Source organism: Streptomyces spiramenti (assembly GCF_012034385.1).
GTDB classification, from domain to species: domain Bacteria; phylum Actinomycetota; class Actinomycetes; order Streptomycetales; family Streptomycetaceae; genus Streptomyces; species Streptomyces spiramenti.
Genome location: NZ_JAAVJB010000016.1, coordinates 33865 through 45152 on the forward strand (window position 1 = coordinate 33865; position 11288 = coordinate 45152).

Sequence of the window (11288 nt, forward strand, 5' to 3'; positions counted from 1 at the left end):
GGGCCCGGTGGGGAGCGTCTATGCGCGAGCCGTTGCAGACGTCTGTGCGTGAGCCGATACCGACGCCGATACAGACGTCATCGCAGAGGACGAAGCGTGAGTCGGTGTGCGGTGTGCGGTGTGCGGTGTGCGGCGGGGACGGCGCCGGCGGCGGGGGCGGGGCCGTGGAAGCGGCGCCCCGCCCTCGGCCGGTGTGCGCGCGGGACGTCGCCACGGTCGTCCGGAGAGGCGGCCCGCATGGCTCTGCTGACGGTGGTGTTGGTGTCACTGCTGGTGCGGTGTCTTCCTGAGGGGGTGTCGAGGCCGCGTGACTACCTCCGGCACGGCGCCGTCGTGAGCGCGGTCGTCGGGGTGCTGGCGCACGCGCTCGCGGCGGTGATCGGTGGCGCGGGCAGTGGCGCGGTCGGGTGGGGGTGTGCTGCCGCGGGGTGTGTGGCGGTCGGCTACGCGGTCGCCCGTCCCGCGGTCCGTGGCAGGTCGGAGCACCGGGACCCGGGGTAGTCGCCGGCCTCGGCCGGGACCGCAGTGCAGCTGCGCCGGGCCCGCCCCACCCGTGGCGGTGGGGCGGGCCCGCATGCGCGCCCGCCCCGACGCTCCGACGCGGTCGGTCCTCGGAGGCAGGGGAGCGCTGTACCACCTGATGGAACACTTGTGCCGCCAGTCGGTTCGATGGTGTGATGGGGGCAGCCGCGCGCCGGTCGGCGGCGCGGACGTACCCAGGACCGAGGAGGGCGACCCCGCTCATGGCCGAGGCAGACTCCGGCGGCGTCCGCAGCGTGCAGCGCGCGATCGACCTGCTGGCCCTCTTCGACACCGACCATCCCAGCCGCTCGGTGCGGGAACTGGTGGACGCCACCGGGCTCCCCAAGACCACGGTCGTCCGCCTCGTCCACACCCTGGAACAGACGGGGCTGTTGTGGGCGAGAGGCGACGGCCGCATCGTGCCCGGGACCGGCCTGCTGCGCTGGGGCGAGCTGGCGAACCGCACCTGGCGCCTCCCTGAGCAGGCGAAGCGGCTCCTCGCCGACCTGAGCGCCGCCAGCAGCGGCGAGACGGTGCACCTCTACGTCCGGCAGCAGGCCGCCCGTGTCTGCATCGCCCGCCACGAGGGCACCCGCTCGCTGCGGCACGTCGTCCACGTGGGCGAGGAGATGCCGCTGTGGTCCGGCGCAGCCAGCCACGTCCTGCTGTCCGACGCCGATGGCGCCGACGTGGCCGCCATCGCCGCCCGCGCGCCGCACGACGACTGGTCCGACGCGCTGTGGCAGCGGGTCCGCCGGGCCGTGGCCGACGGCCACGCCGTCAGCCACGGCGAGCGCGAGCCGGGGGTCTCCGGTGTCGCCGCGCCGGTGTTCACCGGCTCCGGCCGGATGAGTGCCGCCGTCGCGCTCGGCGGGCCCACGATCCGCTTCACCGAGGAGGCGGTGGCCGGCTTCCTGCCTCCGCTGCTGGAGACGGCCCGCGCCCTGACCACGCTCGACTGCATCGGAGGAACCGCCTGATGTCATCCGCCCTGCTCGGAGGGGTCCGCGTCCTCGACCTCACCAACGTGCTCGCCGGCCCGTTCGCGGGCTATCAGCTCGCCCTCCAGGGCGCGGACGTCGTCAAGGTGGAGATCCCCGGCGCCGGTGACCTCGCCCGGCAGCTCGGTGCCGACCGCGGCCTCGCCGACGACCTGCTCGGCGCCTCCTTCCTCGCGCAGAACGCGGGCAAGCGCTCCCTCACCCTCAACCTCAAGTCGCCCGCCGGCCGCGAGGTGCTGCTGCGCGCCGTCCGCGAGTCCGACGTGGTGCTGGAGAACTTCCGCCCCGGCGTCATGGACCGCCTCGGCGTCGGCTGGGAGACGCTGCGCGCCGAGAACCCCGGCCTCGTCTACTGCGCCATATCGGGCTTCGGTCAGAGCGGCCCCATGCGGGACCGCCCCGCCTACGACCAGATCATCCAGGGGCTCAGCGGCATGATGAGCGTCACCGGGACACCGGACACGGCGCCGCTGCGCGCCGGCTACCCGGTCGCCGACACCCTGGGCGGGATGGCCGCCGCCTACGCCATCACCGCCGCACTGGTGCGGCGCGGCCGGACCGGCGAGGGGGCCTTCCTCGACGTCTCCATGCTGGAGTCGGCGCTGACCGCGATGGGTTGGGTGACCTCCAACTACCTGATCACCGGCCGGGAACCGCAGCCGATGGGCAACGAGAACTTCACCGCCGCTCCCTCCGGCACCTTCCGCACCGCCGACGGGCACCTCAACATCGCCGCCAACCGCCAGCAGCAGTTCGCCACGCTCTGCCGACTGATCGGACGGGAGGAACTCGCCACCGACGAAAGGTTCGCCCACCCCGCCGACCGCAAGGCGCGCCGCGAGGAACTGCGGGAGGAGGTAGAGGCGGGTCTCGCCGCCCGCCCGGCGGCGGAGTGGGAGGACGTCCTCTCCGACGCCGGTGTCCCGGCGGCCCGGGTGCTCTCCGTGCCCGACGCGCTCGGTCTGGAGCACCTGGCGGCACGGGAGTTCGTGCAGGAGATCGCCTTCCCCGACGGGCGGGACCGTTCGCTGAGCGTGCTGGGGAGCCCGCTCCGGGTGGACGCCGCACCGGCGCCGGCCCCGGCCCCGCCGCCGCTGCTCGGCGAGCACACCGACGCGTTCCTGACCGACCTGGGCTACGGCCCGGAAGAGATCGCCGAGCTGCGAGAGAGCGGTGCCGTATGAGTGGTCCCACAACGCCGTCCGCCGGTGGCCCGGAAGCAGAGCAGCCGGTGGGTGAACGAACCGTCCCCGAACGGCGGATCACCGACCACTGGTCCACCGCCGTCTCCCGTATCCGGCCCGGCGAGATCCTGCTGCGCGGCTACCCCGTCGAGCAGCTGATCGGCAAGGTCAGCTTCGCGGAGCAGATCTGGCTCATGGTGCGTGGTGAACTCCCCACGCCCGTGCAGGGCCGACTGCTGGAGGCGGCCCTGGTGGCCGCGGTGGACCACGGGCCGCAGGCGCCGTCGATCGCCGCCGCCCGGATGGCCGCCACCTGCGGGGTCGGGCTCAACAGCGCGGTCGCCACCGGAGCCGGGCTGCTCGGCGACGTCCACGGCGGCGCCGGGCAGCAGTGCATGGAGGTACTGGCCCGCGTCGTCGGAGGCGAGGACGCCCGCGAGATCGTCGCCGAGTACCGGCAACGCCGCGCCTACGTACCGGGGTTCGGGCACCGCTTCCACCCGCGCGACCCGCGCCGCGACCCGCTGCTGGAGCTGGTGCGCGAGGCGGTGGCGGCGGGCGAGGTCAGCGGTGACGCCCTGCGGGCAGGCGAGGAGTTGGAAGCCGCGCTGGCGGAGGGCCGCGCCCGGCCGGTGCCGATGAACATCGACGGCGCGACCGCCATAATCTACGCCGAGTTGGGGTTCCCCGCCGAACTCGGCCGCGGCCTGTTCGTGCTCTCCCGCAGCGTGGGCATCCTCTCGCACGCCTGGGAGGAGAGCGAGGGTGGCGCGCGCATCAAGGGCCCGCTGCCCCGCCCGCTGCTCGCCGGCTACCACGGCCCCGCCGAACGGGAGCTGCCCCGGCGCGGGGCGGACGAGGTGCCCGCGGGGGAGTAGCCCTCGCCCGGGCGGCCCCCGCCGCGCCTTCCCTGCGAGCGGGCTGGTCGCGCGGAGGCGCGGCAGGGGCGCTCGCAGGGGAGGGGCAGTACTCGATGAAGCACACCGACGCACGTGCCGCCCGCGCGGCCTCGCGACAGCGGCCGACCGCACTCCGGCCGCCAAGGGGGCCATGCAGTAGCAGCGGAGCACCCGCAGCACGCGCGAGCAGCAAGGTCACGTGCGCTCGCGGAGACTCACCTCGTCACCGGCCGGTGCAGACTCGCACGACTTCCGGGCCGATACATCCCTCAGGGAGCGGTTAGGAGTCGTCCCCGGCCCGCCCGAAACGGCCGGCGCCGCCCGGCCCTCAGCTTGTTCTTTTTCTTTCGGCTTCGAGACACCACTCGAAGCCGAAAGAAAAAGAACAAGCTCAGTGACAGGCGCCGACAGCCCGTCCCCAGCCACCGCGGTCGACACCGACTGCGGCGCTCCACCTCGGTCAACCCAGGACGAAGGAAGAGACACCCCATGCGCGTGAACGCGATCTCCCGCACGCGTGTCACCTGCGGCGCCATCGCCGCGATCGGCGCGGGCGGGCAGGCCTCTTGGTGCTGAGCCCGAGCGCCCACACGTGGGCCGGTGTTGCCGCGAAGGCCGTCGCGGCACCACCGGCCCACGCCGCCCGCGCCGATCAGCCCAGGTGGGCGATGACGTGGTCGGCCGCCTCCAGCGCCACGCGGCGCATCGCCTCCTCCGTCTGCGCCCCCACGTGCGGGGTGATGACGACGCTGGGCTCCGCCCGCAGCGGGTGGTCCGCCGGCAGCGGCTCGACGGCGGTGACGTCCAGACCGGCGCCCGCGAGGTGGCCCTCGCGGATCGCCGTCAGTAGTGCGGCCTCGTCGAGAACCCCGCCCCGCGCGGTGTTGAGGACCACCGCGCCCCGGGGCAGCGCCCTGAGCTGCGGCAGCCCGATGAGCCCGCGTGTCGCCGGTACCAGCGGGACGTGGAGGCTGAGGTTGTCCGAGTCGGTGAGCAGCGTCGGCAGGTCCACCGGTTCGGCGCCGGCGTCCCTGATCCCCGTGTCGCTCAGCCCGGGATCGTGGGCGAGGATCCGCATGCCGAAGCCGTGGGACGCGATGGCCGCGACATCGCGTGCGATCCGGCCGTAGCCGACCAACCCCAGTGTGGCGCCGGACAGTTCCCGGCCGCTGATCGAGGAGCGGACGTCGCCGCCCTCGTTGCGGACGGCGATCCCGATTCCCCGTCTCACCGCCAGCAGGAGCGCGATGGTGTGCTCGGCCACCGAACGGGTGTTGGCGGCGGGCGTGGTGGTGACCGCGATGTCCAGTTCGTGCGCCCGGTCGGTGTCGACGGTGTCCAGACCGACGCCGTGGCGGGCGACGACCCGCAGGTTCGGCGCGCGTAGCATCATGTCGCCGTCGACACGGGCGGTCCGCAGCAGGATCGCGGTGACGCGGTCGCAGACCTCGTCGAAGGTCGCCGCGTCGGGGCCGTGCCCGAGGCTCACCTCGGCGTGCTCCCGCAGTCTGGCGACCGCGTCCTCGTGGACCGGCCGGGGAATCCACACCAGCGGACGGCCGCCGGCACGGTCGGCGCCCGCGGTGCCCTGCTCAGTCACGGGGCACCAACTTCTGGTTGGCCGCACGGCGTTCGGCTTCGCCCTCGATCAGCCGCTCGGCCGCCGCCACGGTCTCCGCCACCCGGGCCCGGGGCACCACGGTGACGCCGTCGTCGTCGCCGACGACCCAGTCCCCGGGGTGGACCGGGACCCCGCCCACGGCGATCGGCTCGCCGACGCGGAACGGGCCGTTCTTCCACGGGCCGGCCGGGGTGACGGCGCGGGCGAAGACCGGGACACCGAGTTCCTCCAGCTCCGCGACGTCCCGCGCGGCGGCGTCGAGGATGATGCCGCCGATCTCCAGGGCCTTGGCCTTCTGGACGATCAACTCGCCGATGACGGCGCGGGTGGTGTCGCCACCGCCGTTCACCACCAGGATCTCGCCGCGGCGGATGGTCTCGAAGGCGGCGTGGAGGCCCTTGTTGTCACCGGGGCGGGTCCAGACGGTGAAGGCCGGTCCCGAGAGGACGGCGCCGCGCCACAGCGGGCGGATGCCCTCGACGGCCCCGAACCGGTTCATCGCGTCGGAGAGTGTGGCGGCCGGCAGGGCGCCGGGGGCGGGGTGGTCGGGCACGGTTCTCCCTGTGGTCGGAGCCGCGGCCGGTCGGTGGCCACGGGCGGGGCGAGGTGCGGGCGGGGCGCCGGGCGTGACGAGGTACCGGGCGTGGTGCGGGCGGTCCTCCCGCCGGGCGGGCGGCGGCAGCCGTCAGTAGAGCGCGGGGGGCAGCCCGGTGCGGGCCACGTCCTCGGCGCACCGGCGGACGGCGTGCACGAAGCCGGGGATCTTGTCCTCGGTGAAGCGGACGGTGGGCCCGCCCAGCGCCAGGACGACGGTGCGGGCGGGGCGGCGGGCGTCGGGGAACCGGACGGGGACGGCCAGGCCGCTGTTCCCCGCCTCGCGCTGCCCGTGGGTCAGGCTCCACCCCTGCGAGGTGGCCAGGGCCACCCCCTCGCGGATCTCCCCTGCGTCCGCCGTGCCGGCGGTGTCACCGGCGTCGGCGTCGGCGACTATGCGGGCGATCAGGCCGTCGAGCTCCGCCTCCGGCTCCATGCCCAGCAGCACGTAGGCCGCCGAGCCGACGGTCATCGGCAGCTCGTCTCCGGGCTGCACCGCGTGCCGGAGGGTGTTGGGGCTCGGCGCCTGGCCGACGACGACCCGGCGGGTGCCCTCCCGCACGTACAGGCTGACGGTCTCGCCCGTCTCGGCGGCCAGGGCGCGCATCCGCGCCAGGGACGCCGCCGGGACCGCCCAGGCGGACTCGGCGAACGCGGCGAACGCGATGAGGCTGGTGCCGACGCGGATCTGCGCGTCCGCGCCCACCTCCAGCAGTCCCTCGCCGGCCAGGGTGTCCACCAGCCGGAGGACGGTGGTCCTCGGCAGGCCGGTCTCCCGGACGAGATCGGCGAGGGAGAGGGACATGCGGTCCGGAGTGAAGGCGCGCAGCACGCGCCACGCCCGGCTCACGGCCCGGATTCCACCGGCGTTGTCGCCGCCGTCTGCGGTAGTTGCGGACACGATCCAGGGCCTCCTCTGAAATCTGTTCGAACTGAAGGGTTGTATACCACCTGGCGGTCATCTATATCTACTAGGCGGACACCCTCGGGTGGCCCAAACCCTCTGCAAACAGGCCAATCAAGGAGTGACCGTGCGGAAGAAACGTCCCGCGCTCGCGGTCCTCGGGGTCGCGGCAACGCTGGTCCTCGCGGGGTTCGCCGCGGTGGACGCCAGCAACTCCACCTCGGGCGCCACACCGCGGTCCAAGCTCACCGTCACGGCGCCGGCGGCGCCCGGCGGCGGCTGGGACCTCGCCTCACGGGAGCTCCAACAGGCGCTTCGCGCCGGCTCGATCGTCAACAACGTCCAGGTCGTCAACGTCCCCGGCGCGGGCGGCACCATCGGGCTCGGCCAGTTCGTCGAGCTCGGCGCCGACCCGACGCGGATGATGATGACGGGAACGGTGATGGAAGGCGCCATTACCGTCAACAACAGCCCGGTCGACCTCGCGGACACCACCCCGATCGCCCGGCTCGCCGAGGACTACGAGGTCCTCATCGTCCCCGCCGACTCGCCGTACGAGACGCTGGACGACTTCATCGAGGCGTGGCGCGAGAACCCCCGCAGCCACGCCATCGGCGGCGGCGGCCTCGGCGGCACCGACCACCTGCTCGCCGGCCTCACCGCCCGCGAGGCGGGCGTCGACCCGGAGCAGATGAACTACATCGCCTTCGCCGGCGGCGGCGAGGTCCTCACCGCGCTGCTCTCCCACACGGTGGAGCTCGGCGTCAGCGGCTACAACGACTTCCGCGACCAGATCGAGGCCGGCAACCTCCGCGCCCTCGCCATCTCGGCCGAGGAGCCCGTCGACGGCATCGACACCCCGACCCTCATCGAGCAGGGCATCGACGTGGCGCTGCCCAACTGGCGTGGTCTGGTGGCCCCGCCCGGGATCACCGACGAACAGCGCCGCGAACTCATCGACATCGTCGAGGAGATGGCGGAGACCCCGGAGTGGCAGGACGCCCTCGACCGCAACAAGTGGGTCGACGCCCTGCTCACCGGTGACGACTTCGCCGCATTCATCAGCGAAGACCAGGCCCGGGTCGACGCCGTCATCGAGGAGTTGGGGCTGTGACCACCGAACCCGTTCCCGACCGTGGGCAGTCGGACTTCCTCGCGCGCCGGACCGGCCTCGTCATTCCGGCGCTGCTGCTGGTCGCCGGGATCGTCCTCGCGATCGGGACGTTCACCATGGACGTGCCGAGCGGGGTCGCCTCGCCCGGCCCGCAAGTGTTCCCCGCGTTCATCTCGGTCGCCTGCCTGGTCTTCGCGGTGCTCCTCGCCGTGGACGTGCTGCGCAACCCGGAGCCGGAGCAGGTCGGTGTCCGCACCGCCGGGCGGGCCGCCACCACGGCCGTGCCCGCCGGTACCTCACCTGCCGGCGCGGGGGCCGGTGACACCCCGCAGGCCGCCGACGCGACCCCGGCCACGACCGCCGCCACCCCTGACCGCGACACCACCGCGATCGGCGGCGCGACCGCCGCCGGTGAACCCCCGGCAGTCGGCGGCGCCGAGGTCGAGGAGCCGGCGCGCATCCGCTCCAACCGGCCCGCCGTGCTCGGCCTGGTCGGCACCGTGATCGTCTTCATCGCGCTGCTCGTGCCGCTCGGCTGGATCATCGCCGGTGCGCTGCTCTTCTGGGGCGTCGCACGCACCCTCGGCAGCCGCCGACCGGTCTTCGACATCTTCGTGGCGGTCGCGATGTCCTCCAGCATCCAGCTGGCCTTCTCCGCGGGGCTGGGCCTCAACCTTCCCCCCGGCATCCTCGCGGGAGTCTTCTGATGAACCAGCTGAGCAACCTCGGGGACGGCTTCCTGACCGTCCTCACCCCCATGAACCTGCTGTGGGTGTTCGTGGGCGCCCTGCTCGGCACCGCCGTCGGCGTGCTCCCGGGGCTCGGCTCCGCGATGGCCGTGGCGCTGCTGCTGCCGGTCACCTTCTCCCTCGACCCCATCGGCGCGTTCATCATGTTCGCCGGTGTGCTCTTCGGCGGACTGTTCGGCGACTCCATCTCCGGCATTCTCATGAACACGCCGGGCAACAGCACCGCCATCGCGAGCACCATCGAGGGCCACAAGATGGCCCAGGACGGCCGGGCCGCGCAGGCGCTGGCCACCTCCGCGATCGCCTCGTTCTTCGGCGGCACCGTCGCCGCGATCCTCGTGGTCTTCTTCGCACCGTCGTTGGCGAGACTCGCCACCCACTTCGGTCCGGCCGAGTACCTGGCCCTCGCGGTCTTCGCGTTCGTCGCCATCTCGGCGGTGGTGGGCGAATCGATTCTGCGGGGTCTGACCTCGCTCGTCATCGGCCTCGCCATCGCCCTGGTCGGCATCGACGGCATGTCCGGCGCCTCCCGGTTCACCGGGGGGATGCCCGAACTCTTCGACGGCATCAACATCGTGGTGATCACCGTCGGCCTGCTGGCCCTCGGCGAGGTCATCGCCGTCGCTGCCCGACGCGGCACCAAGGAGGAGGCGAAGCTCATCACCTCCGCCGGCCGACTGTGGCTCTCCCGCAAGGAGTTCCGCCTCGCGCTCCCGGCGTGGGTGCGCGGCACCACCATCGGTGTCCCGTTCGGCATCATCCCCGTCGGCGGCTCCGAGGTGCCGACCTTCCTCGCCTACGGCACCGAGCGCCGCCTCGCCGCCCGCAAGCCCGGCAACATGTTCGGGCGCGGCGACGGCCGAGGCGTCGCCGGCCCGGAAGCGGCCGGCAACGCCACCGCCAGCACCGCCATGGGCGCGCTGCTCGCGCTGGGCCTGCCGACCTCCGCCACCGCGGCGGTGCTGCTGGCCGCCTTCCGCCAGTACGGGCTGCAGCCCGGCCCGCTGCTCTTCGAGCGCGCCAGCGAACTGGTCTGGGCGCTGCTGGCCAGCTTCTTCATCGGCATGGTCGTGCTGCTGATCCTCAACCTGCCGTTCGCCCCGCTCTGGGCGAAGCTGCTGAAGGTGCCGAGGCACTACCTCTACGCCGGTATCACCGTCTTCGCGATGCTCGGCATCTACGCCACCAGCAGCAAGGTCTTCGACCTGGTCCTGGTGCTCGCCATCGGCCTGCTGGGCTTCGGGATGCGGCGGTACGGGCTGCCGGTCGCCCCCGTGCTGATCGGCGTCATCCTCGGCCCGCTCGCCGAGACCGAGTTCCGGCGCACCATGGCCGTCAGCGAGGGTGACCCGTTCGCCCTGGTCTCCAGCCCCATCTCCGCGACGCTGTACATCGTCCTCGCGCTCGGCGTCACCGGCCTCCTCGTCCAGCGCTCCCGGGCGCGGAAGAAGGAGGAGAGCCGGCTGATGACCCCGGTGGCCTGACCTCCGGCGCACGGCGCACCCCACGGGCCCCGACCTCCGCGACCAGCGGGGGCCGGGGCACGGTGCATGTCGGGGCCGTAGCGCCACGGGCCCGCTCCGCCGGGCCGGACCGGTCATGCACCCGGACCGGTCATGACCGCACACCGGTACGGGGCGCGCATGGAGGGGGGACCGCCGGGGCAGAGGCCGGAGAACGTCGCTGCGGACGGGGCGGCCGGGCACGGCCCTGCTCCGTAGGAGGGGGTGGAAGGCCACCCGCCCCCTCCGGGGTCTTCCACCGCCGCCCGTCGTGACGAACCGATCCGACCGGGAGGCTGCCATGGCATTACGCCGGACCGAGTATCCGATGAGCGACGGTCTGCGCCGTCTCGACCCCGCGCTCCAGTGGGCCGGTGCGGTCCCGTCCGTGGTGGGCGTCGCCTCCGCAGGTCCAGGCGCCGCTCACCGGCCGGGGGCCGGGGCCGTGCTGCGGTTCGCACTGTCGAGCCTGGCGCTGACGCTCGGATGGTTCGGTCGGCGCAGGGTGTTTCGCCGGGACACCGCGGCGCGTGCCGCGGCCGGAACGGGCCGACGCTCCGGGGCGCAGGCGGTCGGTGGCCGAGCGGCGACATCGGGGGGCGCCGAGGCGGGGGAGGCCCGATGAACGGTCGCAGAGTCGTCCTGCTGCCGGGCGTGATCCTGCTGCTCGCGGGGGTGGCCGGGGTGGTACTCGGCGCAACCGGCGCGAGCCGGACCGTCGTTCTTCTCGTCGGCGCCGGGGTGGCGGTCGCCATGGGCGGGGCCGCGGTGCTGTGGCGTCGCAGTCGCTCCGGGGATTGGACGGGCACGACCTATCCGCTGCCACGCGCCGTTCGGCTGATCGCGCGGTTCAACCGCGGACTCTTCACCGTGCTGACGCTGGTCTGGGCGGTGTTGCTGGTGTGGGCAGCGGTTGGAGGTGACGCGCCGTTGAGCGTCCTCTGGACGGTCGGGCAGTTGGCTCTGGCAGCCCAGTTGGCAGCCCTGAACCACACCCTCCTGCGTCGCGACGCCCGCGCGCGCGATGCGGTCGACAGCACAGCGAACGGCGGAGAGCGGCAGCGGGACGACGCCACCGTCGAAGGCCGGACGGCGCCCGGCGGCGACGCCGCGCCGGAGTGACCCCTGGCCGACCCGCGCGGCCACGCCATCGGCAGGCCGACCGCGCGCGGCTCCGCCCCGCCGTTCTGCGCTCAGC

Annotated in this window: 11 protein-coding genes; 8 read left to right on the forward strand and 3 right to left on the reverse strand. The window is 73.7% G+C overall.

Features of this window, described 5'->3' with window-relative positions:
• The first annotated feature begins 237 nt into the window (after positions 1-237).
• The 4 genes from HCJ92_RS04045 to HCJ92_RS04060 all read left to right on the forward strand — a co-directional run bounded on the left by HCJ92_RS04045 (position 238) and on the right by HCJ92_RS04060 (position 3585).
• On the forward strand, positions 238-501 hold the full coding sequence (locus HCJ92_RS04045) for a hypothetical protein (RefSeq protein ID WP_167932003.1): 264 nt from the start codon (positions 238-240) through the stop codon (positions 499-501).
• Positions 502-743: 242 nt separating this feature from the next.
• Positions 744-1502, forward strand: coding sequence for an IclR family transcriptional regulator (locus tag HCJ92_RS04050; protein ID WP_167932004.1), 759 nt, complete (start codon positions 744-746; stop codon positions 1500-1502).
• Positions 1502-2707 (forward strand): CaiB/BaiF CoA transferase family protein, encoded by a 1206-nt coding sequence (locus HCJ92_RS04055; RefSeq protein WP_167932005.1) that lies wholly within the window; start codon positions 1502-1504, stop codon positions 2705-2707. Before HCJ92_RS04050 ends, HCJ92_RS04055 begins: the two co-directional genes overlap by 1 nt.
• A gap of 47 nt (positions 2708-2754) precedes the next feature.
• The gene (locus HCJ92_RS04060; protein ID WP_338054010.1) at positions 2755-3585 is read left to right on the forward strand and encodes a citryl-CoA lyase; all 831 of its coding nucleotides are present in this window, start codon (positions 2755-2757) and stop codon (positions 3583-3585) included.
• 673 nt (positions 3586-4258) lie between these two features.
• Here HCJ92_RS04060 and HCJ92_RS04065 read toward each other — a convergent pair.
• The 3 genes from HCJ92_RS04065 to HCJ92_RS25525 form a co-directional block, all read right to left on the reverse strand.
• Entirely contained in the window at positions 4259-5206 is a 948-nt protein-coding gene (locus HCJ92_RS04065; protein ID WP_338054011.1) for a hydroxyacid dehydrogenase, read from the reverse strand.
• Positions 5199-5780, reverse strand: coding sequence for an RraA family protein (locus HCJ92_RS04070; RefSeq protein ID WP_167932007.1), 582 nt, complete (start codon positions 5778-5780; stop codon positions 5199-5201). Before HCJ92_RS04070 ends, HCJ92_RS04065 begins: the two co-directional genes overlap by 8 nt.
• A gap of 132 nt (positions 5781-5912) precedes the next feature.
• Complete coding sequence (locus HCJ92_RS25525; protein WP_167932008.1) at positions 5913-6722, reverse strand: IclR family transcriptional regulator domain-containing protein; 810 nt, start codon at positions 6720-6722, stop codon at positions 5913-5915.
• 130 nt (positions 6723-6852) lie between these two features.
• Here HCJ92_RS25525 and HCJ92_RS04080 point away from each other — a divergent pair, with 130 nt between their 5' ends.
• The 4 genes from HCJ92_RS04080 (at position 6853) to HCJ92_RS04095 (ending at position 11212) form a co-directional block, all read left to right on the forward strand.
• The gene (locus HCJ92_RS04080) at positions 6853-7839 is read left to right on the forward strand and encodes a tripartite tricarboxylate transporter substrate-binding protein (RefSeq protein WP_167932009.1); all 987 of its coding nucleotides are present in this window, start codon (positions 6853-6855) and stop codon (positions 7837-7839) included.
• Positions 7836-8546 (forward strand): tripartite tricarboxylate transporter TctB family protein, encoded by a 711-nt coding sequence (locus tag HCJ92_RS04085; RefSeq protein WP_338054012.1) that lies wholly within the window; start codon positions 7836-7838, stop codon positions 8544-8546. The genes HCJ92_RS04080 and HCJ92_RS04085 overlap by 4 nt, the downstream gene beginning before the upstream one ends.
• Positions 8546-10072: a tripartite tricarboxylate transporter permease gene (locus HCJ92_RS04090; RefSeq protein ID WP_167932010.1), complete on the forward strand. Its 1527-nt coding sequence runs from the start codon at positions 8546-8548 to the stop codon at positions 10070-10072. Before HCJ92_RS04085 ends, HCJ92_RS04090 begins: the two co-directional genes overlap by 1 nt.
• Before the next feature lie 639 nt (positions 10073-10711).
• Complete coding sequence (locus tag HCJ92_RS04095) at positions 10712-11212, forward strand: hypothetical protein (RefSeq protein ID WP_167932011.1); 501 nt, start codon at positions 10712-10714, stop codon at positions 11210-11212.
• Positions 11213-11288: the final 76 nt, after the last annotated feature.

What these genes read in the sequence shown, in the direction of transcription:
- HCJ92_RS04045 (WP_167932003.1), top strand. Translation starts at nt 238, where the DNA reads ATGGCTCTGCTGACGGTGGTGTTGGTGTCACTGCTGGTGCGGTGTCTT.
- HCJ92_RS04050 (WP_167932004.1), top strand. Translation starts at nt 744, where the DNA reads ATGGCCGAGGCAGACTCCGGCGGCGTCCGCAGCGTGCAGCGCGCGATC.
- HCJ92_RS04055 (WP_167932005.1), top strand. Translation starts at nt 1,502, where the DNA reads ATGTCATCCGCCCTGCTCGGAGGGGTCCGCGTCCTCGACCTCACCAAC.
- HCJ92_RS04090 (WP_167932010.1), top strand. Translation starts at nt 8,546, where the DNA reads ATGAACCAGCTGAGCAACCTCGGGGACGGCTTCCTGACCGTCCTCACC.
- HCJ92_RS04095 (WP_167932011.1), top strand. Translation starts at nt 10,712, where the DNA reads ATGAACGGTCGCAGAGTCGTCCTGCTGCCGGGCGTGATCCTGCTGCTC.